Here is a 24,156-nt window from a genome sequence, read left to right on the forward strand (position 1 = left end):
AGCACATGAAAAAGATTTGGGTATTGCTTTTGGCCCTCGGGCTGATGTCAACCAGCGCCTATGCGCAAAAATTCGGTTACGTAGATACCAAGTACATCTTGCAGAATATTCCTGATTACGATCAGGCACAGACCCAGCTCAATGATTTGAGCGCCAAGTGGCAAAAAGAGATCGAAGAGAAGTACGGGGAGATCGACCGCCTTTATGAGGCGTATAAAATGGAGAAGATCCTCTTGACCGATCAAATGAAGGAAGCACGCGAGCAGGAAATCCTCCGCAAGGAGAAGGAAGCTAAGGAGCTCCAGCAAAAGCGCTTTGGGCCGCAGGGAGACTTGTTCAACAAGCGTCTAGAGCTCATCAAGCCTATACAGGATCAGATTTACAACGCCATTCAGGCCTTGGCTGAACGCGGTAACTACGCGGTGATCTTTGACCGCAGCAGTGAACTGCGCATGATCTTCGCGGACCCCAAGTACGACTTGAGCGACCGAATCCTCGACGATTTGGGCTACGGCTACTAAAAACCCTTGCGGATGCAGGAAAAAACGGTTTTCTTTGCACCGCTTCATAATTTAGAATCAATCACTTACAGATAGAACAGATGAAAACGGCAATGAAAACTTTGGCTTTGGGCCTTTTGATGATGGTGGGAACTGTGGCTGCCCAAGCACAAGACTCTAAGATCGGACACATCAACGTTGATGAGTTGATCTCCTTGATGCCAGAAACCAAAGAAGCAGAAACAGCGCTTCAAGCCTACGCACAGTCTTTGGAGACCGACTTGACCGACATGCAGACGGAATTGCAAACCAAGGTCAACAACTTCCGCGCAAACGAAGCGGTGATGACTGAGCTCTCTAAAGAGACCAAGTACAAAGAAATCCAAGACCTCGATCAGCGTATCCAGGAGTACCAAGTGAAGGCACAACAGGATCTTCAAGCGAAAGAGATTGAGCTTTTGACTCCGGTTTTGGAGAAAGCACAAAACGCAATCACGGAAGCGGCTACCGAAGGTGGGTTCTCATACATCCTCGACAGCTCTAACAGCAAAGGAAACGTCATCTACAACGAGGGCGGAAACGACATTATGCCTGCAGTGAAAGCCAAGCTCGGCATTCAGTAAGCATTAAAGATTTTGGCCCTACGGGCCGATGCTCGAGATCCCGCCCCAGGCGGGATTTCTTATTTTAGCTCACCATGAACGCGGATTTACCCATTGGCATCTTTGACTCCGGTATCGGTGGACTCACCGTAGCTAGCGCATTGCGTGCGGAGCTTCCAAACGAATCCCTGATCTACTTCGGCGATACCGTTCATTTGCCCTACGGAGAAAAACCCCCGCACGATGTCCGCGACTATTCCCTGGCTATCGCCCGCTTTTTGGCCGAATACCCCTGCAAGGCCATCGTCATTGCCTGCAACACGGCCTCAGCGGTTGCCTACGAAGCGGTCAAAGCCCAGCACCCACAGCTGCCCGTCTTCAACGTTATTGATCCCGTGGTCGATGCCGTTCAGGACATCCCTGGACAGGTTGTCGGCGTAATTGGCACCCGCACCACGATCCGAAGCGGCGTGTACACCGATAAGCTCCGCGAGCGTCATCCGGCCCTCGAGGTCCACTCCGTGGCAACTCCCTTATTGGCCCACATGATTGAAGAAGGCTTCTACCACAACCAGATTTCGCGAACTGTCCTGGACAAGTACCTGGACGACCCTTCCTTGAAGACCGTCAATCAGCTCATCTTGGGCTGCACCCATTATCCGTTGATCGAAGCGGAAATCGATGAATTTTATGCTGGACGTGTGAGCATCCTGAATTCCGCCCGCATCGTGGCCCTCGAGGTCAAAAGAGTGCTGGGAGGGGTGGACGGCTTATCACCGGAACACCTCGGTGCGGACCACTTTTTGGTCAGTGAATACACCGCCAGTTTTGAGCAAAGTGCTCGGGCCTTTTTTGGAGAGCGGATAAGGCTTGAGGAGAAGAAGCTCGGCTGATCACTTCTTATACCACCCCGAATACATCACATAGCTTTCAGCAATTCGGTCGATTTGTCCGCGGACGAGTTCTTCGCTGACGTCCTTGACTTTTTTGGCGGGTACTCCGGCGTAAATGGAGCCGGCTTTGACGTGTGTGCCTTCCAGGACGACGGCTCCGGCGGCGATGATGCTGCCGCTTTCTACAACGCAATCGTCCATCACAATGGCGCCCATTCCAATGAGCACATTGTCGTGGATGGTGCAGCCGTGCACCAAGGCGTTGTGCCCGATGCTCACGTTGTTGCCGATGTTGGTGGGGGATTTCTGGTAGGTGGCGTGAATGACTGCCCCGTCTTGAACGTTGACCCGATGGCCCATTTTGATGTAGTGGACATCTCCGCGGATGACCGCGTTGAACCAGACCGAGCATTCATTACCCATAGTCACTTCACCGGTGATGGTGGAATTCTCGGCGAACCAGCAATCTTCGCCGTATTGGGGATGAATGTCGCGTACAGGAATAATTAGTGCCATGGGCCGATGATTTAGAACCTAAAGGTAAGAAGGCTGTTTTTGCTGTGCGGCCCTTTAGCCGTACTTTTGCAATTCCTCAAGTAACGAAGTAATGTCAGAGCAAAAACTACCCTATACCGTTTATGCGGAAATGACTCCGAATCCGGCCGTCCTCAAGTTCGTGGCGAATAAGCCATTGGTCGAAGGAGATCAGATCCTCGAATTCAAGAATATTGAAGAAGCGAAGCCCTCGCCTTTGGCCTCTCGCTTGTTCCACTTTCCTTTTGTGAAGGAAGTGTTCATCACCGAGAACTACGTCAGTGTCACCAAGTTTGACATTGTCGATTGGGAAGAAGTGACCTTGGAGATTCGCGAGTTCATTCGCGACTACCTCCAAAGCGGGGAGCCCGTGTTGAGCGCTCCGGTGAACACGGCCACCAGCTCCGCAACAGCAGCCGAATTGGCCCAACCGATTGAGCCGCTGGAAGGCATTGACAAGAAGATCGTTGAGATCTTGGACGAGTATGTTAAGCCCGCCGTGGCACAAGACGGCGGAAACATAAAGTTTAAGAAATACGATGCTGGTCAAGTTCATGTAATCTTGCAAGGTGCGTGCAGCGGATGTCCGTCGAGCACCATTACCTTGAAGAACGGAATCGAGACCATGCTCAAGCAAATGCTGCCCGGTCAGATCAACGAAGTCGTGGCAGAGAACGCCTAACTCACCGCGACCCCTAACCGAACCTCGAAAACCATGAAACCTACTGAAGCCCACGCCTGGGAGAAGCTTGCTGAACACCAACATCGCCTCGTGGATGTCCACATGCGCGAGCATTTTGCACAAGATCCCGACCGTTTCCAACGCTTCAGTGTGGATTGGAACGGGGACATTCTCTTTGACTACAGCAAGCACCGCATCGACGCTGAGGCCTTCAAAAGCCTCATGGACCTGGCCCATGAAATGGGCTTGGAAGAGCGCCGTGCCGCGCTTTTTGCCGGAGCCAAGATCAACGCCACCGAGCACAGAGCGGTCATGCACATGGCCCTGCGCAGCACCCGAACGGCCTACCAGGTCGACGGCGCCGAGGTGATGGATGAGGTGGCCCAGGTGCGCGATGCCTTCTTGGACTTCGCCGATCGCATTCGCGAAGGGGAGTGGAAGGGGTATACTGGTAAGCGCATCACCGATGTGGTGAACATCGGCATTGGCGGAAGTGATTTGGGGCCCCGAATGGTGACCCGCGCCCTTCAAGACCTGCAGCCCGAGCACCTGAACGTGCACTACGTGGCCAACGTCGACGGAGCGGACATTACCGAAGTCCTTCAGGGCCTACGGCCCGATACCACCCTCTTCCTCATTGCCAGCAAGACCTTCACCACCCAAGAGACCATGACCAACGCCCATACGGCACGTCGATGGTTCCTCTCCGAGGCCCAAGAGGCCGATATTCCCAAGCACTTTGCCGCCTTGAGCACCAATGCTGCTGGAGTGGGTGAATTCGGTATTGCCGCCGAGAACATGTTCCCCTTTTGGGAGTGGGTCGGGGGCCGATACAGCCTTTGGAGTTCCATCGGACTCAGTGCCGCCATCAGCATCGGAAGCAAGAACTTCCGCGAGCTTTTGGCCGGAGCCGAGGCGGCCGATGAGCATTTCCGGGACACGCCGTTTGAAAAGAATATTCCCGTCCTCATGGCCATGCTCGGGGTGTGGTACCAGAATTTCTGGGGCGCCCGAACACAGGCCATCATCGCTTACGATCAGCGTTTGGAAAAACTAGCTCCCTATCTCCAGCAGGCCGATATGGAAAGCAACGGTAAGCGCGTCGACAAGCAGGGCAATGAAGTGAACTACCGCACAGGAGCGGTGGTCTGGGGAGAACCGGGAACCAATGGGCAACACGCCTTTTTCCAGCTCATTCATCAAGGAACCCAGCTCATCTTCTGCGACTTTATTGCAGCCGTCAAGCCCGGACACGGAGAGAAGGACCACCACCGCAAGTTGTGGGCGAATTTCTTGGCCCAAACCGAGGCCATGATGAAGGGCAAAACCGAGTCTGAAGTACGGGCCGAATTGACTGCCGCAGGACTGGAAGGAGACGCTTTGGAAAAATTGGTGCCCTTCAAGGAATTTCCCGGGAACATTCCGACTTCCAGCATCGTTTTGAAGGAACTAACGCCTTTCCACCTAGGCGCGCTGGTGGCTTTTTACGAGCACAAGATCTTTACCCAAGGGGTGATCTGGAACATCCACAGCTACGATCAGTGGGGTGTGGAGCTCGGAAAGCAACTGGCGAAAAACATACTGCCGGAATTGGAAGACCCTCAGGTCCAAAAAGAACACGACGCCAGCACCCGCGGTCTCATTGAATATGCCCACCGCAGCTGGCCCAATTTGAGTGAATGAGTAGTTGGCGAGATAAATTAACACCACCGTTTCTAAGACCCTACACCAAGATCTATCGGGAAGAAGGCTGGCGCGCCGTGGTCAAGAAGGGCGGCTGGAAGCTCATAGCCATCGTCGTTCTCTATTATCTGATCCGCGACAGCATCTTATACCTCCTAATACCCTACTTGGTGGCCCGCGGCCTGATGTCGGCCTAAGTCCTTACTTTTACATCGCGCCGTAGGCGCATAAAAAGAATATGGCCCTACGGGCCGATAAAAACCTTCAGCTATGCATACTGGAATGCTTCATTTGCACTCAACGATCGCACTATTGGTCCTCTTGTTCCTCGTCTTCGGTATTGTCCGCGGCGCGATGGGCGGAAACCGCGAGGCCTTTGGGGCCATCGACAAGCGCATCACGCTTTTGACGCTCATTTTTGCCCACCTTCAATTGTTGATCGGTCTCTATTTGTGGTATACCCGCATGAGCGGCTGGGGCTGGGACATGGGCATGATCATGCGCGAACCGGGCATGCGCCTCTTGGGCGTGGAGCACTTCACTACGATGTTGATCGCTATTGTGCTGATCACCGTGGTGCGTAGCCGGACGAAGAAGATGACGGAAGCGAAGAAACAGTATCGTTCGATGCTGATCGGTTATGGTATTGCCTTGTTGCTCGTACTGATCCGCATTCCGTGGAATCAGTGGAGCTTGATACAATGATCGAAACCGGAAGGAAGACCCAAGGAGCGAGTACGGCCGTACTCATTGGAATCATCAACTTTGAACAGGATGAGGTTCAGGTCAAGGAATACTTGGATGAACTCGAATTTCTGACCCTGACAGCGGGCGCTGAGACCTTGAAGCGCTTCACGCAGAAGATTGATATCCCCAATCCCAAGACCTTTATTGGCTCGGGAAAACTCAGTGAGGTCAAGGAGTACATGCTAAAGAACAAGGTGGACCTCGCCATCTTTGACGACGAATTGAGCCCCTCCCAACTTCGAAACATCGAGAAGTTCTTGGAGAAAGGAGTTTTGGACCGAACCAACCTGATCTTGGACATCTTTGCTGGACGTGCTCAGACGAGCTATGCGCGCACCCAAGTGGAGCTGGCCCAGTACGAGTACTTGCTGCCGCGATTGACCCGGATGTGGACGCACTTGGAACGTCAGCGCGGGGGTATCGGTCTTCGGGGTCCAGGGGAAACGGAGATCGAAACCGACCGCCGGATTGTGCGGGACAAAATTGCCCTGCTCAAGAAAAAATTGCAGAAGGTGGACAAACAAATGGCCACCCAGCGAAAGAATCGTGGAGCCCTAGTTCGCGTCGCCCTAGTAGGATACACCAACGTCGGCAAGTCCACGCTGATGAACCTGCTTTCCAAATCGGACGTGTTTGCCGAGAACAAGCTCTTTGCCACCTTGGACACCACAGTCCGAAAGGTCGTGATTGGCAACCTCCCCTTCCTTTTGAGCGATACGGTCGGATTCATCCGCAAGCTGCCCACCCAACTCGTAGAGTCCTTTAAAAGTACGCTCGATGAGGTGCGCGAAGCCGATCTCTTGATGCACGTGGTCGACATCAGTCATCCGAACTTCGAAGAGCACATCGCTTCGGTGAACCAGATCATCGCGGAGATCAAGGCGGCCGATAAGCCCACCCTGATGATCTTCAATAAGATCGATGCTTATTCATATGTGGAGAAGGAGGAAGATGACTTGACGCCCAAAACCAAGGAGAACTGGTCCTTGGAAGACTGGCGCAAGACCTGGATGGCGCGTCAAGACGTGGAGTCCATGTTCATCTCCGCCACGGAGAAAGAGAATATCGATGACTTGCGCGAGCGCATGTATGAGCGCGTGAAGGAGATTCACGCCAAGCGCTATCCCTACAATTCCTATTTATATTGATTTAAACGGTGATGCCGGATCGCTTCAACAAGCCTTCCTCTGCGATGAGCTTGATGCCGTGATCGTCCACTCCGATGAGGCCTTCGTCTTCAAACTGCTTGAGCAGGCGATAAATCGTGGTGCGTGTGGTGCAGATGAGGTTGGCCAAATCCCGCGGCGTAAAGCGCACGCTAAGGTGTCCATCAGGTTCGGTGCCGAACTTCTTGCCCAAGGTCAACAAGGATCCCGCGAGCCGCTGTGCGCTTGGCTGCTGGATCAAGTTGGTGGCTCGCATTTCAAGTTCGCTGAGCGCTTCGTCCATCTGACGCATTAAGGCATAGCTGATGTTGGGGTTTTGAGCCAGTGAAGCCAGGAATTCCCCTTTGTAGATCAAGATGGCTTTAACCTCGCTCAGTGCCTGGGCCTGTTTGGTATGAACCCCTGTGCCCAACAGATCAGATAGACCGAGAACACCCCCGGCAATGTGGATGCCTGAAATGGTGTCGCTTTGTGGGCCGGGAACCACGGTTTTCAGATGGCCGTGCCAAATCAAGTAGATCCCGCGGACGTCGTCGTCTAGGTGAAAAAGCATATCACCGGGCTGCAGATCCAGCTCCTGTCCTTGCTCGGAGCAGAAACGAAAGACCTCCTCGTCAGCCCAGTCAAAGACCTCTAAAAAGGGGGATGCATTTTGCCAGTGGTTCCGCGACATGATAATACCTCAGGTTCGAAACCAAATGTAGAACTACCCCAAAGGGAGTTAAATGACATACGTCAGGTGAAAAGATGATAATAGTTTCACTCAGGTGCTCAGTCGTACACCTTTCCTATGCGCGTGAGTTCCGGGGCATTGAGGATGCGCAGCTTGCGCCCTTTGAGCTCGATAAGCTCGTCTTCCTTGAACTCGCTCAAGAGGCGAATCACGCTCTCCGTGGCCGTTCCCACCATATTGGCGAGCTCTTCACGGGTTAGAGAAATGTCCACCAATCCTTCTTCGGTCTCCCCAAAAGTTGATTGAAGTACGAGTAGGACTTCCGCGAGTCGTTCCCGAACGGATTTCTGGGCCAAGTTGGTGATCAGCTTTCCAGCCTCTCCGAGCTCTCGTGACATTTCCTTCATGATGCGCAGGGAGAATTTGGCATTTCCTTCGATGCTCTCAAACAAGATTTTCTTGGGCACAAAGCAGGCCGAAGTATCTTCAAGAGTGGTTACCGTTGCCGAGAGGTTTTCGCCGCTCAAAATGCTGCGGTAGCCAATGATTTCACCGTCCTTGGCGAATCGGATAATTTGTTCTTTTCCATCGGACCCTAAGCGGCTTAATTTTGCCTTTCCCTTTCGGATGCAATAGATTCCTCCAGGTCGATTTCCCTCGTGGAAAATGATCTGACCTTTCTTGAAAAAAGTACACGATTTGATGTTCTCGAGCTTGCTCAGTTCTTCGGCTGAAAGCTCGTGAAATGGCGAGTCAACGCGGCTTGGGCAGTTTTGGCAATCGAAATGTTCCATAGTTCTAGGGCTATCAAATATACGACCGGGCCGGCGAACCCCCAAAGAAAACCTGACCAATATCATATGCCTACTTGACTTTTGTTCAGAGGTTTGTACCGATGTCAAAAACCGTTTCGGAAGCTGTGGAATGCGCCCATTGCGGGGCCGAGTGCCGAGAAGATGAGGTCGTTCTTCAAGACCTTCATTTTTGCTGTACCGGTTGCCGTACGGTGTATGAACTGCTCAGCGAAAATGACCTCTGCGATTACTATGAGCTGGAGGAGCTGAGTGGTATCGCGCCGAAAGGCGCATTCAAAGGGTCTTATGACTATCTGAACGACGAGGGTATTCAGGACCGACTCCTTGAATTTACGGATGGGCAGACGGCCGTTGTTCGCCTTTATTTGCCGGCCATTCATTGCAGCAGCTGTATTTGGCTGTTGGAGCACATGGACCGATTGACTCCGGGGATTTTGCACAGCGAAGTGAATTTCCCGAAGAAAGAGATCCGGGTCACCTATCAATTGGAGAAGCAATCGCTCAGCCAAGTCGCGGAGTTTTTGGCGATGTTGGGCTATCCGCCCAATATAAATTTGAGTGATTTGGATGGAGGTGAGCGAAAGCAGAATAGAACGCTGATATACCAATTGGGCATCGCGGCGTTCGCCTTTGGGAATGTTATGCTCTTGGCTCTGCCCGAGTATTTCGGAACGGATGTCTGGCTGGCTCGTTACGCTCCATTCTTCCGCTACATTATGATGATCCTGTCGATTCCAGTGATCCTCTATAGCGCTCGCGATTACTTTCGCAGTGCTTGGTCGGGATTGCGGCAGCGCTACATCAATATTGACGTTCCGATCGCCTTGGGAATCTCAGTGCTCTTTATTCGCTCCTCTTATGAAGTACTTTCGGGGATTGCGCCGGGGTATTTTGACTCCTTGACCGGGCTGGTCTTTTTTCTACTGCTTGGACGCGTCTTCCAGGCGAAGACTTATGAACACTTGAGCTTTGAGCGCGATTACCGTTCCTATTTCCCCGTAGCGGTGACACGCTTAAGAGGTGGAACGGAAGCCTCGGTGGCCATCAACGAATTGGAGGTCGGAGACCGCATTGTGATTCGCCATGGCGAGATGGTCCCGGCAGACAGTCGCTTGATCGTGGGAACGGCCCTGATCGACAACAGTTTTGTCACCGGTGAGTCGGATCCGGTGACCTATGAAACAGGACAGCGCATCTATGCCGGTGGAACCCAGAAAGGGGGCGTTATTGAGCTAACGATTGAGAAGCCTGTTTCCCAGAGCTATTTGACGGAGCTCTGGAACAACGATATTTTCCGGAAAGAGAAGGAGGGGCGATTCCAGAATTTGACCAACCGAATCAGTGCTTGGTTCACGGCGGTGGTCTTGGTGATTGCCGGCGTTTCTACTTTTTATTGGTGGGGCATTGACCAGCGGACGGCTTTGCATGTGTTTACCGCCGTATTGATTGTGGCCTGCCCCTGTGCCTTGGCTTTGTCGGCTCCTTTTGCTCTGGGGAATATGCTTCGTTTGTTCGGGCGTCGAGGCTTTTACTTGAAGAGTGCAGAAGTCATTGAACGGTTGGCCAGCCTTACGTCCTTGGTCTTTGATAAGACGGGGACCCTGACGGAAAGTGCGCACAGCCAACTGGAGTTCATTGGCGATACGCTGGCGGAAGTTCAAGAGGCCTCTATGGCTGCTCTTTTTCGACAGAGCAATCATCCGCTCAGCCGTTTGATCAGTGATCACTTGGACCGCAGAAGCGGTGAACGTGTGATCGAGTTTGAAGAGCACACGGGAAAAGGTATTCGGGGGAACATTGGTGGGCATTCCTATCTGTTGGGCAGTGCTTCATTCGTGGGGGCGGAAACTTCGGGCTCTTCGAATCAAACCCGTGTTTATGTGCGGGAAGACGATCGCCTTCTCGGGTATTTCTTGATCAAGAATCAATACCGCCCTGGAGTCAGTGGACTCATTCAAAGGCTTAAGGAGCGTTTTAAGCTTCAGGTGTTGTCCGGGGACCGATCGGGCGAAGCTTCAACATTGAAGGCTATATTCGGAGCGGATGTTCCACTCTTGTTTGAGCAAAGTCCTACGGATAAACTGGAGTATGTTCGAAGCCAGCAAGAGGAGGGAGCGCGCGTTTTGATGATCGGAGACGGATTGAATGACGCCGGCGCACTTCAGCAAAGTGATGTGGGCGTAAGCCTTAGCGAGAACATCAATACGTTTTCGCCCTCGTGCGACGGTATTTTGGCAGCAGAGTCTTTGGAAGAGTTCCCTGAATTCTTGCACTGGGCGCGCAAGACGGTGCGCATCATCTATGCGAGTTTTGCGCTCAGCTTTGCCTACAACTTGGTCGGTATGTACTTCGCGGTGACGGGTCAGTTGAGTCCGATCGTTGCTGCTATATTAATGCCGCTCAGCAGCATCACTGTGGTGTTCTTTGCCACAGCGGGAACGAATCTGGCCGTAGGCCAAAAACCCGCGCCCCGCGGGGCTTCAGACAAAAGCTGATAAAAGTCATCTTTTTCTCTGACGCTTGTCATAAAGCTCCCTATGGGCTCGTCCTAAATTCGCATCTGTAAACCTAAAGTCTATGTCTGTACTGTTTATCCTGATCATTGTGAGCCTCTTGGTCGCCTTGGTATTCTTGGGTGCCTTCATTTGGTCGGTGAAGAGTGGACAGTATGATGACGACTATACACCATCCGTTCGGATGCTGTTTGACAAACCGAAGAAATCACAATCCAAACCGTAACCTATGGAACTCGAGAAGTTTTATTACGACAATAAGTCGGTTCGCAACTTCGCCTACGCCACCTTGCTTTGGGGGGTCGTGGGTATGTTGGTCGGGGTGCTGATCGCCCTCCAACTCTTTGTCCCATCTCTGTCCTTTGATCTTCCCTGGCTGACCTTTGGTCGCCTTCGCCCGTTGCACACCAATGCGGTGATTTTTGCCTTTGTGGGGAATGCCATCTTTGCCGGAGTTTATTATTCTTTGCAGCGCTTGCTGAAGGCCCGCATGTGGTCCGATAAACTCAGCGCCATCCACTTCTGGGGTTGGCAGTTGATCATTGTTGCTGCAGCAATCACCTTGCCTTTGGGAATCAGCTCGAGTAAAGAATATGCGGAATTGGAATGGCCCATTGATATCGCGATTGCGGTGGTCTGGGTCATTTTTGGTTGGAACATGTTTGCGACCATCTTAAAGCGTCGCGAGCGCCACTTGTACGTGGCCATCTGGTTCTACATTGCCACCTTTGTGACTGTAGCCGTACTCCACATCTTCAACAACTTGGAGTTGCCCTTGACCTTCTTAAAGTCCTACTCGGTCTATGCCGGGGTCCAGGATGCCTTGGTTCAATGGTGGTATGGGCACAACGCGGTAGCCTTCTTCCTGACCACACCGGTCTTGGGGCTGATGTACTACTTCGTGCCAAAGGCGGCGAACCGTCCCGTGTACAGCTACCGACTTTCCATCATTCACTTCTGGGCACTGATCTTCATATACATCTGGGCTGGTCCTCACCACTTGCTCTATACTGCGCTTCCGGATTGGGCGCAAAGTCTGGGTACCGTCTTTAGTATTATGTTGATTGCGCCATCCTGGGGAGGGATGATCAATGGACTCCTGACGCTCCGCGGAGCTTGGGATCGCGTACGGGAAGATGTTATCCTCAAGTTCTTCGTGGTGGCGATTACCGCCTATGGTATGAGCACCTTTGAAGGTCCAATGCTCTCCTTGAAGAACGTGAATGCCTTAGCGCACTATACGGATTGGATTCCCGCCCACGTACACATCGGTACCTTGGGATGGAACGGTATGTTGGTCTTCGGTATGCTTTATTGGATGATGCCACGTATGTTCAACACCAAGTTGTACAGTGAGAAGGCCGCCAACATCCACTTCTGGATTGCGACCATGGGAATCATCTTCTGGGCACTTCCTATGTATTGGGCAGGATTTACCCAAAGCTTGATGTGGAAAGACTTCAACCCAGATGGAACCTTGGTGTACGGTAACTTCTTGGAAACGGTACTTCAACTCGTTCCGATGTACATCACTCGTGCTCTTGGTGGTACCCTGTACTTAGTCGGTATGGTGATGATTGCTTGGAACATCATCAAGACGGTTAAGACCGGTAGCTTAATCGCCAATGAGGAGGCTGAGGCCGCTCCACTGGCTCCAACTTATAAGAAGAAGAAAGGCGAGTACTGGCACCACGCTATTGAGCGTCGTCCTGTACAGCTCATGATCCTCAGTATCATCTTGATCTTGATTGGTGGGGTCGTGGAAATTGTACCGACCATCATGGTCAAAGAAAACATTCCGACCATTGAATCCGTGCGCCCGTATACGGCCCTGGAGCTAGAAGGTCGCGATTTGTATATCCGCGAAGGATGTAATGCGTGTCACTCACAAATGGTGCGTCCGTTCCGGTCCGAAACTGAGCGCTACGGCGAATACAGCAAGGCTGGGGAATTTGTCTACGATCACCCATTCTTGTGGGGTTCCAAGCGGACTGGTCCGGATTTGCACCGAGAAGGGGGTAAGTACCCGCACAGCTGGCACTACAACCACATGTTGAATCCGCGGAGTATGTCTCCAGGATCACTGATGCCTCCGTATCCTTGGTTGTTTGAGAACTCGCTCAGCACCAAGAACACCGCCGGCAAGATCAAGGCCATGCAGAAACTCGGTGTACCCTACAGCGATGAGTACCGCGGAAATGCCGTGGGATACCTCGAAATGCAGGCTCAAGAGATTGCCGATGAGCTGAACAAGGATCCGAATATTGAGATTACGGCTGATCGCGAGATCATCGCCCTCATTGCCTACTTGCAGCGCTTGGGTACGGACATCAAGGGCAGCGATGATGTTTGGTTGGGACCAGAGGACCCAACAATGCCAAAATCTGTTTCACAACTCCAAAACTAAGACGCCATGCTGAAATTCATAAAAGGACATATGGCTTCGATGGACAGCATAGAGATCTTCCCACTGATCTCGCTTGCACTGTTCTTCCTGTTCTTCTTGGGCTGGACCATCTACGCACTTGGAGAGAAGAAGGAGCACGTGAAGCATATGAGCAGTTTACCCCTAGACCTAAACGAAGAACCCAAACCTACTAGCCATGAATAATTACGCGGAATTACTGAACGATCCAGTGACCATGATCTTGGTCTTTGCGGTGTTTGTATTGTTGGTCACCATCTTGGTGTTGCTCAATGCCATTTCGACCATCGTTCGTCTTCAGCACCCTGAAGTAGCTGAGCAGAAACGAGAGTCTGCATGGGCGAAGTTGATGAAGCGGATGACGGATTCAACGCCGGTAGAAAAGGAACACACCGTTATGTTGAACCACAACTATGACGGAATCCGAGAGCTCGACAACAACTTGCCACCTTGGTGGGTCTGGGGCTTTTACGCATCCATTGTATTTGCGGTCATTTACCTTTTGAACTTCCACGTATTCAAGACCTCTCCACTTCCTCAACAGGAATACGAAACAGAGTTGGCGGATGCAGCCGCTGCCATTGAAGAATGGAAGAAGACGGCTCCGAGCTTGATTGACGAGTCCAATGTGGTTTACTTGGCAGATGCTTCTGCGCTTTCTGCCGGAGCGGAAATCTACAACGTGAACTGTACCCCTTGCCACTTGGCGAGCGGAGGAGGTAGCGTTGGACCTAACTTGACCGATGACTACTATATTCACGGTGGAACCATTCAAGAAATCTTCAGTACTATTAAGTACGGGGTGATTGAGAAAGGAATGATTCCATGGCAGACGCAACTCAGTGCAGATGAAATGCAGCAAGTGGCTTCGTATGTGATGAGCCTGCGTGGAACCAACGTAGAAGGAGGGAAGGACCCGGAAGGAGAACTCTTTGTACCTGCAGTGGAAGAAGAACCCGCTGCGGATTCTACAGCAACGCCAGAAGTTGAGGAAGTTCCAGCGGACGAAGTAGCTCTGCGCTAAGCAATAAAGGAGGACATCATGTCGGAAGAAATCTATGATACCGAAGAATTTCGCGACCACGTTGGCACCATAAACGAGGAAGGGAAACGGAACTGGATTTATCCGAAGAAACCGAGCGGTTCTTTTTATACCGCTCGTACCTGGGTCAGCATTGGGTTGCTGGCCTTCCTTTTTGGAGCCCCTTGGATTCGTTTGAACGACGAGCCCTTTATGCTCTTCAATGTCTTGGAGCGGAAGTTCATCATCTTCGGAATCGTCTTTTGGCCCCAGGACTTTCACCTCTTCTTTTTGGCCATGATCACCGCCGTGGTGTTCGTTGTCCTGTTTACGGTGGTCTACGGACGGATATTTTGCGGGTGGATATGTCCGCAAACCATCTTCATGGAGATGGTATTCCGCAAGATTGAATACTGGATTGACGGGGACCGAGGACAGCAAAAGCGCCTCGCCAAAAAACCCTGGAACGACGGAGAAAAGCTTCGCAAGCGCGCCCTAAAGCACACCATATTTTGGGCCATCAGCTTCTTGATAGCAAACACCTTCCTGGCCTATTTGATTTCGACCGACGAACTCTTGCTCTTGGTAAAAGAAGGGCCGGTGGCCAACATGGGCACCTTCGCTGCCTTGGTGATCTTCACTACGGTATTCTACTTTGTCTTCAGCTGGTTCCGGGAGCAAGTCTGCATTGTGGTATGCCCCTATGGTCGACTTCAAGGAGTTATGCTGGATCGCAATTCCATTGTTGTGGCTTATGATCACAAACGGGGAGAAGGAGAGCAGGGAAGAGCGAAGTGGCGTAAAACGGAAAATCGGGCCGAGACCGGAAAAGGAGACTGTATCGACTGTGGGGCCTGTGTCGATGTCTGTCCAACGGGAATCGATATCCGTAATGGTACGCAGCTGGAGTGCATCAACTGCACCGCCTGTATTGATGCCTGCGACCACATCATGGAGCGAGTGGAACTGCCCACGGGTCTGATCCGATACGCCTCGGAAGAAAACATTGTCACCGGAACTAAGCCCGTGATGAACGTACGACGGATTGCCTATTCTGTAGTTCTCGTTCTCATGGTGACCATCACCACGGCATTTTTGGTCTCTCGTTCCGATTTGGAAGCGACCTTCTTACGGGTGCCTGGGATGCTGTATCGGGCCGAAGATGATGGGCGCATCAGCAACCTGTATAACTTTAAGTTGATCAATAAATCCCACGAGGAGATTCCTGTGGAAGTCCGAATGATTGAACCAGCGGACGGAGAGGTCATGCTCATTGGGAATCAAGATCGCGTATTGCCGGTCGGGGAGTTCATCGAAGGAACCATGTTCATCTACATTGATCGTGAAGACCTGGAAAGCCGAACGACCCACATCAAGATCGGGGTCTACAGCGGTGATGAACTGGTTGAGACTTTTAAAACGAATTTTAACGGACCCATTAAGTAAGCAGCTATGAAGTGGAATTGGGGATGGAATATTGTCGCGGCCTTGGTCCTGTTCATGACCATGATTGTGGTGATGGTGGTCAAGAGCGTCAACACCAAGGTAGACCTTGTGGCTCAGGATTACTACGCCGATGAAATCGCGTACCAAGACCGAATCGATAAAGAAGCAAACGCCAAGGCCTTGAGCGGCCATTTCACTTGGCAACGCACCGAGAAGGGAATTGCCTTGGTCTTCCCGGAGGATTTCAACGCTGGTGATTTCGTCGGCAAAATTCAATTGTACCGCCCGTCGGACAAGAAGCTGGACCGCACGTTTGAGGTTGAAGGAATACAAGATCAACAGTACACCATTTCCAAGGAGAACCTGATTCCCGGAAAATGGGAGGTTCAAGTAGAGGGTGAATCCGAAGGTAAGGCCTATTACTTCGAGCAAATCGTCAACCTATGAACGAATTGGTCTACACCGGCTTCGCCTTAGGCATCATGGGCTCCGTCCATTGCCTCGGCATGTGCGGCCCCATCGCACTCTCGCTGCCTGTAGACCGCAGTCGTCCACTATACGCGGTACTCTCTAACTTATTCTATCAACTCGGCCGCGTCACGACCTACGCGGCCCTCGGCCTTCTTTTTGGCTGGCTGGGGCGCGGACTACAGCTCGCCGGCATACAGCAATACCTATCCATCGGCGTCGGTATTGCCATGATCGTTTTGGTCGTATTCCCTCGCGCGAGCAGCTTTTTTTCTAGGCCCTTAACGGGCCGATGGTTGACCTGGACCACACCACTCAAGTCCGCGTTGGCACGAACCATGCGCGCCGATCAACCTCAGAATCGGTATTTATTTGGCCTCTTAAACGGCCTTCTGCCTTGTGGCTTGGTCTACATTGCGCTCGTCGGCTCTGTTGGCGTGGGATCGGCATTGGGAGGAGCCACCTACATGGCCCTCTTTGGCCTAGGCACCATTCCCATGATGTTCTTGGCCATGTTTGCGGGGAACGTTCTTCACGTGTCCTTGAGACAGCGATTGCAAAAGATGATCCCAGTAGTGGTGGTGATCATTGGAGCACTCTTCATCCTTCGAGGAATGGGCCTCGGAATCCCCTATGTAAGCCCGCCCGATACGGCCCTGGAATTGCGCACCGAACAGGGGCTTGTAGGAAGCGACGAGGGCTGTCATTAAATTTCCACGAAATGACAAGCCTCATGTGGAAAGTTCACATTTGTGTTTACCTTTAACCATGCACAAATAAGCAGCTTATCATGTCTCTAAAGACCATTCTTTTTCCGACCGACTTTTCTGACTATTCGCGCACTGCGATGCACTTTGCTATGGATCTCGCCACGCGTGCGGGAGCCCAAGTTGTCTTGTTGAACTCTTATGAGTTGCCGTATTCAGATACGGTAATGACGACTTCATTGATCGACATCATGCGCAAGAACTCTGAGGAGCAATTGGAATTACTTCAAAAGGAATTGAACGAGCAGTATCCGGATGTTGATGTGAATACGCGGAGTTCATTGAACAACACGATTCGCGCGATCAAGAACAATGCAAAGAAGTACAAGGCGGATTTGATTGTCATGGGAACCAAGGGAGCCAGTGGGCTTCAAGAGGTGCTCATCGGCTCCAACACCACGGCGGTGTTGAACAGCAGCGATGTGCCTGTTTTGGCGATTCCGGAGAAGTCCACGGTGAAAGCCATCGAAAAGATTGTGTACGCAGCGGATTTCCAAAAGGAAGGCGATAAGGACCGCTTGCGCACACTGTGTGACATTGCTCAATTAATTAAGGCAGAAGTCATGATCCTCCACTTTCAAAAAAGAGACGCCGTTGGTGGGGTTAACCGCGACATCATTGAAGATGTGCTGTGCGATATTCCACACAGCTACCACATTGAGCCCGAGCAGGATATTGAGCAGGGCATTCATGACTTTGTCGCCGCTAAGAATGCGGACATGGTGGTCATGATGAAGCGTAAGTACGGATTTATCGAGAGACTCTTCCACGAGAGCCAGACCAGTAAGTTCGCGTACCACACTACGGTACCATTCTTGGCCTTGCACGAGGCATAAGCATCGGCCCGTAGGGCCTTAACAAGCTATTCACAAAACATTGCCGGGACTACGCTGTTAGTCTCGGCAAAGTTTTTTCTGGATGAAATATACACTGAGCTTCATCTTCGCGCTGGTCGCCTTTGCGGTTGGCGCGCAAAACGCTGTGATTCGCGGACAGGTTGTCGATGCGAAGAACAACGAGCCCCTTCCCTTCGCCAATGTCATTGCCCAGGGGACCCAATTTGGGACCACAACGGATATTGATGGGAACTTTGAGCTACGGGTCGATGCCGGCTTGTACAACCTAGAAATCAGCTTTATCGGTTACCGGACCAAGATCGAGCCCGAAATTCAGGCCTCGCCTGCTTCACCAGCCCAGATCACGGTTAAACTCGATGAGGATGCAACGCAGCTCGCCGAGGTGGAAGTGGTCGCCAATCCTTTTGAAAAGGACGCCGAGAGCCCCGTGAGTGTCCAGAACCTCGGGGTGAACGAGATTCGTCGCAGTCCAGGGGGGAACCAAGATATTTCGAGAGTAATTCAGAACCTTCCGGGAGTCGCTTCGACGGTGAGTTTTCGAAACGATTTGATTGTCCGTGGTGGAGCGCCTAATGAAAACCGCTTCTACCTGGACGGTATTGAAATTCCATCCATCAATCACTTCTCCACGCAAGGTGGAGGGGGAGGTCCTGTGGGGATCATCAACGTAAATTTCTTGGAAGGTGTAGATTTCTACACGGGTGCTTTTCCCGTGAACCGGGGATACGCGCTCAGCTCGGTCATGGACCTCCGCTTCAAGGATCCGCGTATGGACGGATGGGGCTTCAAAGGACAAATTGGTGCCAGTGATATTGGCCTTACAGCTGAAGGGCCACTGGGTGATCGCACGGGCATGATTTTATCGGTCCGCCGTTCTTATCTCCAGTTCCTCTTTAGTTTGCTGGAACTGCCCTTTTTGCCCACCTACAACGACTTCACCCTTAAGGTCAAGCACAAGATCAATGACCGAAGTGAAATCACGGTACTCGGGATTGGAGCCATCGACAACTTCGACCTGAACTTGGACGCGAATGAGACCGAGTCTCAGCAGTACATTTTGAACAACCTGCCGGTCAACGAGCAGTGGAACTACTCCACGGGAATCAAGTACACCTTGTACGGTGAAAACGGGTACCAGAATTTCGTTTTGAGCCGGTACCACTTGAACAATACCGCGGTCAAGTATGAGGGCAATGACGAAAGCAGCGACGACAATCTTATTCTCGACTACGAATCGCAGGAAATCGAAAATAAATTCCGGTACGAGAATATCTCGCGCTACGGAAACCAGCGTATTGTCTACGGAGTAAACCTCGAGCATGCGCGCTACAAGAACAGTACCTTCAACCGGACGGTGGCCAATGGCGAGCCCATTACCGTCGATTTCAATTCGCAGCTCGATTTGTGGAAATACGGTCTATTCGGGAACTACAGTTTTGACCCACTCCCGCGTTTAACCGTATCCGCCGGGTTCCGAATTGACGGTTCTGATTACAATGATGAGACCAGCAATCCCTTCAGCCAGTTCTCTCCGCGTTTGAGTTTGAGTTATGGCATTACGGATAAGTTGAGTTTCAACTTCAATACGGGAATATTTTACCAATTGCCGCCCTACACGGTGCTTGGATATCGCGACAATGATGAGGTCCTCGTCAATCAGGAAAACGGGATCGGTTACGTACAGAGTAACCACCTGGTCGCTGGAGTCAGCTACTTGCTTCCGTTCAACTCCAAGGTCAGCGTAGAAGGATTTTACAAGACCTACGACAATTACCCACTCCTTACGCGCGACAGCATTTCTCTGGCCAACCTAGGGTCTGATTTCGGTATTATCGGTAACGAGCCCGCGATTCCAACATCGGACGGACGTTCCTACGGAATCGAAATCCTATACCAGCAAAAGCTCTTCAAAGGGTTCTACGGAATCGTGAGCTACACCTTCGTCTTGAGTGAATTCACCAACGGTGGATCCGAGTTTGTGCCATCGAGCTGGGATAACCGGAATTTGGTTTCCCTTACGGGAGGAAAAAAGTGGGGCAACAATTGGGAAGCTGGATTCCGCTGGCGTTTCTTGGGCGGCGCACCGTACACGCCCTTCGACCTCGAAACCACTGCGCTCAAAGACGTGTGGGATGTAACCGGCCAAGGCGTTCCAGACTACGATCAAATCAACACCCTGCGCAATGGCAACTTCAATCAGTTAGATGTTCGGATTGATAAGAAGTGGTTCTTCGAAACTTGGAATCTGAATCTCTATTTCGACGTCGAGAATGTCCTCGGATTCACTTTAGAGCAGCAACCGTTTGTGGATGTGGTTCGCGATGGAAATGGCAACCCCGTGACGGATCCCAACGATCCATCTCGCTACTTGCTCAAGGAATTGGAGAATACGACGGGAACAACCCTACCCACCATAGGGGTAATCATCGATTTCTAACTACAGAACAAAGGTTAGGCCTACTCGTCCGGTATAGATGTATCCGGAAAATTCGGCCTGAATGGCCAGTTTCGGATTGATGTAATATCTCGCGCCCACTTGCCCTGCGAACAAGGTCTCGGAATAGCTGCCGCCATCAACAAAGTACAAGACATAGGTGGTCAAGTTTGCTCCAGCGTAGACGTCCCAATTGGAGTTAATGCCCCACCAGTTGTTGAAGTGATAGTTACCGTTAACTTGATAGCCCCACAAATTTCCGCCAATGGTTAGATCGCGAAAGATCTCGGCTTTATAATCGCGGTAATTCACATTGAATCCAATGGTAATGTCGGGGTGGACCGCGTAATCCACACTACCATAAAACACGGTAGCATCTACTTCATCAAAGCCCAAGCCTAGATTGATTTGAGCCTTTCCTTTGGACAAGGCGTTTTGGGCTTGGGTCAATGTAGGAAGAGCCAACAGGAACGTCAATACATACAAGAGCCTTTTCATGAGCCGGAGGATTTGGTTCTCCTCAAAGTACTCAAATCAAGTCGAAGCGATCCACCTCTTCTAGGGTGTCCGGATTCAAAACGCGTACTGAGATGCGATCGCCTTCCACGTCAATCAAGACCAAGGCGTTCTGGGTGGTGAAGCCTGTGGTCTGCTCCGTCCATGGGGTTTCCTCTTGAGCGTAATAGGGGGCACCGGCGGCACCGTTGTTGATTTGCCAGATGGTCCGACTAATTTCTACGCGCTCCTTGTCCCAGTCTTCTGGATAGATCTCGGTTCCTGGGCTAATCTCCGTTTTGCAGTAATTGTGTTCGTCCCCGGTCAAGATTGCACGGACCTTGGAGCTCTCATTGATCATCAATTCCAAGAGCTCATCGCGACGCTCTAAGATGCCTTGCTCAAGCGGCTTCCCAGCCACCCAGGTGCGCACCTCGTTGTTTCCGTGGTACCACATATCATCCTTCACGTGCCCTCCATTGGGGAAACAGGGCGTGTGCTGGGTGACGAACACGTGATCGATTTGCTCGTCCTCCTCCAAGGCCAATATGGTCTCTCGGAACCACTCCAATTGGCGATCCATAATGTAGGCGTGTTGACCTCCGCTCGTTGCATCAATGGCGCTCTTATTGGTTGCGTACCAGTAGTTCGAATTCAAGACAACCACGGCTACGTTTCCATAGGTATAGTGGAAGACGGTTTCGTCGTACTTGGGAAAGTCGACAGTTTCCGGATTCGGATCGTAAGACATTCCATCTTCAGATCCTGTCAGCCCCGTTGGATTGATAAAGTTTCGCGTAAAGGCCACTTCACCGCTTTCGGTGTCGTAGGGCATGCGGTCAATACCAATGTATCCTCCATCCTCAGAAATCAAGGGGTGATTCAAGGACTCGTGGTTCCCAAAGGAAACATAGACGGGCATGTAGTGCAAGAACGATTCAATCGATCGCTTCCAGTTGGCATATTGCAAATCCATTTCATCCCCATCCGATAGGTACCCGTCGATGAGGTCCCCGCTAAACTGCATGAAAGCGGCTTCCTGCTGCGTCGCCAGAGCCATCATTTTCTTCATGATGTAGGCATTGGCCCCGTAGAGATTACGCTCGCCACCTCCCTGTCCGTTGCGCGAATCACTGCAGTAGGCAAAGGTGAAAGCTTCTTGAGACCCAGCTGCCGGCGCCGTCTTGAACCCGTGTTCTTGACGGTAACCGTCAAACAGCAGTGAGTAACGATAATCCGATTCTGCGTCCAGCCCAGAAATGGTGGCCACATAAAGATGCTCTTGACCCTCGTGACGCACTTCCTGATCGATGGAAATGCTCATACTCGTGCTGTTGCTTCCCTCTTTTTGAAGAGAGAATTGCGCCTCCACGGCGCGATCCATGAGCCAGCTCACCTGAACCGAGTCTGGCCCTACGTTGTGCACAAAGGGGCCTTCAACAATAGTGGCGGCCGTCTCAAAAGGTCCTGTTCCCGAGAAGGCGATACGGCCTTCATACAGCAATGCTCCATCTGCGTCTGCGACGCGATACCCAATGACACCATGACCAGACTCTTCCCAGCCAATCATATCGTACTTCCCGCGCAATTGGTCGATGTCGATTTCGCCCTTTCCGGATTCGATCTTGGCTGGACGCTTGAAGAAGACAGGCTGCGGGTGCTTGTAATCGTCAAAGGGAATGAATCCGAAATACAGTGTTCCGTTGAATTCGGAACCGAAGTTGAAACTCAGTCCATTCTCGCTCCCGCGGAAGGCTCCCCTAAACTCGGACAATACATGAAAGGTAGGAGGCTCAACTTCCGTGAAAACTTCGCCATCCACGGTGGCAATGAGTCGATTTTGATCATCCCAGCTAAGGTTGTGGTGCGATGCGGGAATGCGGAAAGTATCTTCCCGAAAAAGTTCGGTAGAAGTGTCTTCGTTTGGTTCGGTTGAAGTAGGAGTGCAGGCCGCGAATAGGGCCAAGGCGGAGGTCGCCAACAAGAATTTTCTCATGATGCCATCGTTGATGGCTACAATTTACTCCGTCCAGATTAAATAACCGTGAAATCAGTCTTCTTCTGACCAGCGATAGGTGTCTAAATCAAATCCCGCTAAGTCGAGTGCCCGATCGACAACCGTCAATGCCAATTCTTCAAAGTTCTGTGGACGCGAGTAGAAGCTCGGTGCTGCTGGAGCAATGATGCCACCAGCCTCCGTGACCGTCTTCATGTTGTTGATCTGAATCAAGTTCAGCGGTGTGTCTCGGGTCAAGAGGATCAATTTGCGGCGCTCCTTAAGGATCACATCGGCGGCCCGTGTAATCAGGTCGTCACTGAGACCATGTGCAATACGTGCAAGGGTACCCATGGAACAAGGCGCTACAATCATGGTTCCGTAGCGGGCTGATCCACTAGCGAAGGGCGCCATGAAGTCTTTTTTACCGTAGATCTTAAAGGGCAGTTTTTCGAAATCGCGGTTCCCGAGCTCGTATTCCCAAACATCCCGGGCGTTGTCGCTCATCACTACGCCCACTTCGTCCCATTGATCTTTGTGCTCGAGTAGGCGGTCGAACAGAACTTTGGCGTACACAGAGCCTGATGCTCCCGTTACCGCCACCACTATTTTACGGTGTTGTGACACTTACAAACTTATTTCCTCGACTTGGAGCACCTCGAAGGTCGCCATGTCGTAGAGGAAAGCCACCACGTGACAGTTTTGTTCATTCCATTCCGCGTTCCAGGAGGTGGAATAAGTCTCAGTGTATGGAGTGAGCACTTCTACGGGCCCAGAGCTGATGGTATCTCCCCAGGTGCTGTTCAATGAAGTGCGCAAAACATGGTTGTGCTCGTAGTCGGGAATGGTTTGCCCCACGTATACCTGTGGAGCAATGATTCCGTCCTCGGTGATCCACACCACGGCGGCATAGTCACCATCTAAGTCTGTTTGGTAGATAACCTCTACATCGGCCGTTACCGTATTCCCATCCAGTGATGCGGTCAAGTTCAAATCCGCGCGAGGTTCGTCGAGTAGAGCATCAGCTACCGCTGGTGGCCAAGCCTGGAAGTTCAAGACATGTTGACCTGGATAGCCTTTTCGATTGACCATACCGGTGGGGTACGCTGCAAAACCAAAGAATCCGTTCATCGCATCTCCCTCAGGAGTCGTGAAATCGGTTTCAAAGCCCGTACTCGGAGAGGCGAAAAATCCGGCGTGCACCGCTACAATGACCACTTGATCACCGTAGATGGCCTTGAGGTCTTCAGCCTCTGTTGCCGCATCCGGACAGTTGGGGCACTTGTGGCCCGTGTAGTCTTCAACCAGTACTTTTTGAACTAGAGAATCGGTCGGATTTCCACCGCCGCTGTCCCCTCCTTGGATGGGGTCGTCGATGTAATCGCATCCGGCCGTGAGGCCGAAAACCAAGACAAATAGAAATGCAATCTTCTTCATAG

Annotated in this window: 25 protein-coding genes; 18 read left to right on the forward strand and 7 right to left on the reverse strand. The window is 51.7% G+C overall.

Going from position 1 to position 24,156, the window contains the following annotated elements:
- The first annotated feature begins 5 nt into the window (after nt 1-5).
- The 3 genes from HZ996_04485 to murI all read left to right on the forward strand — a co-directional run bounded on the left by HZ996_04485 (nt 6) and on the right by murI (nt 1,995).
- Entirely contained in the window at nt 6-521 is a 516-nt protein-coding gene (locus tag HZ996_04485; protein QTN38432.1) for an OmpH family outer membrane protein, read from the forward strand.
- Nucleotides 522-601: 80 nt separating this feature from the next.
- Nucleotides 602-1,123, forward strand: a complete 522-nt coding sequence (locus HZ996_04490; GenBank protein QTN38433.1) for an OmpH family outer membrane protein — start codon at nt 602-604, stop codon at nt 1,121-1,123.
- Between the two features lie 74 nt (nt 1,124-1,197).
- Nucleotides 1,198-1,995, forward strand: coding sequence for a glutamate racemase (murI, locus tag HZ996_04495; protein ID QTN38434.1), 798 nt, complete (start codon nt 1,198-1,200; stop codon nt 1,993-1,995).
- On the opposite strand, the gene HZ996_04500 is transcribed toward murI, so the two are convergent.
- Entirely contained in the window at nt 1,996-2,511 is a 516-nt protein-coding gene (locus tag HZ996_04500; GenBank protein QTN38435.1) for a gamma carbonic anhydrase family protein, read from the reverse strand. It lies immediately after the preceding gene.
- A 91-nt stretch (nt 2,512-2,602) separates the two neighbouring features.
- Here HZ996_04500 and HZ996_04505 point away from each other — a divergent pair, with 91 nt between their 5' ends.
- The 5 genes from HZ996_04505 to hflX all read left to right on the forward strand — a co-directional run bounded on the left by HZ996_04505 (nt 2,603) and on the right by hflX (nt 6,789).
- Nucleotides 2,603-3,211 carry a NifU family protein gene (locus tag HZ996_04505; GenBank protein QTN38436.1) on the forward strand — a complete coding sequence of 203 codons (609 nt, stop codon included), beginning with the start codon at nt 2,603-2,605 and terminating at the stop codon, nt 3,209-3,211.
- Between the two features lie 33 nt (nt 3,212-3,244).
- Nucleotides 3,245-4,894: a glucose-6-phosphate isomerase gene (pgi, locus tag HZ996_04510; protein QTN38437.1), complete on the forward strand. Its 1,650-nt coding sequence runs from the start codon at nt 3,245-3,247 to the stop codon at nt 4,892-4,894.
- Complete coding sequence (locus tag HZ996_04515; GenBank protein QTN38438.1) at nt 4,891-5,091, forward strand: hypothetical protein; 201 nt, start codon at nt 4,891-4,893, stop codon at nt 5,089-5,091. Before pgi ends, HZ996_04515 begins: the two co-directional genes overlap by 4 nt.
- Nucleotides 5,092-5,164: 73 nt before the next feature.
- On the forward strand, nt 5,165-5,599 hold the full coding sequence (locus HZ996_04520) for a hypothetical protein (GenBank protein ID QTN38439.1): 435 nt from the start codon (nt 5,165-5,167) through the stop codon (nt 5,597-5,599).
- Nucleotides 5,596-6,789 carry a GTPase HflX gene (hflX, locus tag HZ996_04525; protein ID QTN38440.1) on the forward strand — a complete coding sequence of 398 codons (1,194 nt, stop codon included), beginning with the start codon at nt 5,596-5,598 and terminating at the stop codon, nt 6,787-6,789. The genes HZ996_04520 and hflX overlap by 4 nt, the downstream gene beginning before the upstream one ends.
- A 1-nt stretch (nt 6,790) precedes the next feature.
- Here the strand turns inward: hflX and HZ996_04530 are convergent, their stop codons facing one another.
- Nucleotides 6,791-7,480 carry a Crp/Fnr family transcriptional regulator gene (locus HZ996_04530; protein ID QTN38441.1) on the reverse strand — a complete coding sequence of 230 codons (690 nt, stop codon included), beginning with the start codon at nt 7,478-7,480 and terminating at the stop codon, nt 6,791-6,793.
- Nucleotides 7,481-7,578: 98 nt separating this feature from the next.
- Nucleotides 7,579-8,274: a Crp/Fnr family transcriptional regulator gene (locus tag HZ996_04535; protein ID QTN38442.1), complete on the reverse strand. Its 696-nt coding sequence runs from the start codon at nt 8,272-8,274 to the stop codon at nt 7,579-7,581.
- A gap of 101 nt (nt 8,275-8,375) precedes the next feature.
- Between HZ996_04535 and HZ996_04540 the strand changes: the two genes are divergently transcribed.
- The 10 genes from HZ996_04540 to HZ996_04585 all read left to right on the forward strand — a co-directional run bounded on the left by HZ996_04540 (nt 8,376) and on the right by HZ996_04585 (nt 20,229).
- Nucleotides 8,376-10,790, forward strand: coding sequence for a heavy metal translocating P-type ATPase metal-binding domain-containing protein (locus HZ996_04540; GenBank protein QTN38443.1), 2,415 nt, complete (start codon nt 8,376-8,378; stop codon nt 10,788-10,790).
- 82 nt (nt 10,791-10,872) lie between these two features.
- Nucleotides 10,873-11,034 carry a cbb3-type cytochrome oxidase assembly protein CcoS gene (gene ccoS / locus HZ996_04545; protein ID QTN38444.1) on the forward strand — a complete coding sequence of 54 codons (162 nt, stop codon included), beginning with the start codon at nt 10,873-10,875 and terminating at the stop codon, nt 11,032-11,034.
- Between the two features lie 3 nt (nt 11,035-11,037).
- Complete coding sequence (ccoN, locus tag HZ996_04550; GenBank protein QTN38445.1) at nt 11,038-13,215, forward strand: cytochrome-c oxidase, cbb3-type subunit I; 2,178 nt, start codon at nt 11,038-11,040, stop codon at nt 13,213-13,215.
- A 6-nt stretch (nt 13,216-13,221) separates the two neighbouring features.
- Nucleotides 13,222-13,419 carry a CcoQ/FixQ family Cbb3-type cytochrome c oxidase assembly chaperone gene (locus tag HZ996_04555; GenBank protein ID QTN38446.1) on the forward strand — a complete coding sequence of 66 codons (198 nt, stop codon included), beginning with the start codon at nt 13,222-13,224 and terminating at the stop codon, nt 13,417-13,419.
- Complete coding sequence (locus HZ996_04560) at nt 13,412-14,257, forward strand: c-type cytochrome (protein ID QTN38447.1); 846 nt, start codon at nt 13,412-13,414, stop codon at nt 14,255-14,257. Before HZ996_04555 ends, HZ996_04560 begins: the two co-directional genes overlap by 8 nt.
- Nucleotides 14,258-14,275: 18 nt before the next feature.
- On the forward strand, nt 14,276-15,700 hold the full coding sequence (gene ccoG / locus HZ996_04565; GenBank protein ID QTN38448.1) for a cytochrome c oxidase accessory protein CcoG: 1,425 nt from the start codon (nt 14,276-14,278) through the stop codon (nt 15,698-15,700).
- 6 nt (nt 15,701-15,706) lie between these two features.
- The gene (locus HZ996_04570; GenBank protein QTN38449.1) at nt 15,707-16,147 is read left to right on the forward strand and encodes a FixH family protein; all 441 of its coding nucleotides are present in this window, start codon (nt 15,707-15,709) and stop codon (nt 16,145-16,147) included.
- A complete protein-coding gene (locus tag HZ996_04575) occupies nt 16,144-16,878 on the forward strand; it encodes a sulfite exporter TauE/SafE family protein (protein QTN38450.1) in 735 nt (244 codons plus the stop codon). The genes HZ996_04570 and HZ996_04575 overlap by 4 nt, the downstream gene beginning before the upstream one ends.
- Before the next feature lie 80 nt (nt 16,879-16,958).
- Nucleotides 16,959-17,771, forward strand: coding sequence for a universal stress protein (locus HZ996_04580; protein ID QTN38451.1), 813 nt, complete (start codon nt 16,959-16,961; stop codon nt 17,769-17,771).
- 82 nt (nt 17,772-17,853) lie between these two features.
- Nucleotides 17,854-20,229, forward strand: coding sequence for a TonB-dependent receptor (locus HZ996_04585; GenBank protein QTN38452.1), 2,376 nt, complete (start codon nt 17,854-17,856; stop codon nt 20,227-20,229).
- On the opposite strand, the gene HZ996_04590 is transcribed toward HZ996_04585, so the two are convergent.
- The 4 genes from HZ996_04590 to HZ996_04605 are packed head-to-tail and all read right to left on the reverse strand — an operon-like array spanning nt 20,230 to nt 24,154.
- Nucleotides 20,230-20,724: an outer membrane beta-barrel protein gene (locus HZ996_04590; protein ID QTN38453.1), complete on the reverse strand. Its 495-nt coding sequence runs from the start codon at nt 20,722-20,724 to the stop codon at nt 20,230-20,232.
- 31 nt (nt 20,725-20,755) lie between these two features.
- A complete protein-coding gene (locus HZ996_04595; protein QTN38454.1) occupies nt 20,756-22,717 on the reverse strand; it encodes a metallophosphoesterase in 1,962 nt (653 codons plus the stop codon).
- Between the two features lie 54 nt (nt 22,718-22,771).
- Nucleotides 22,772-23,344 (reverse strand): UbiX family flavin prenyltransferase, encoded by a 573-nt coding sequence (locus tag HZ996_04600; GenBank protein ID QTN38455.1) that lies wholly within the window; start codon nt 23,342-23,344, stop codon nt 22,772-22,774.
- Nucleotides 23,345-24,154 (reverse strand): Omp28 family outer membrane lipoprotein, encoded by an 810-nt coding sequence (locus tag HZ996_04605; protein QTN38456.1) that lies wholly within the window; start codon nt 24,152-24,154, stop codon nt 23,345-23,347.
- Nucleotides 24,155-24,156 lie beyond the last annotated feature (2 nt).

This window comes from Cryomorphaceae bacterium, from assembly GCA_017798125.1.
GTDB lineage: Bacteria > Bacteroidota > Bacteroidia > Flavobacteriales > ECT2AJA-044 > ECT2AJA-044.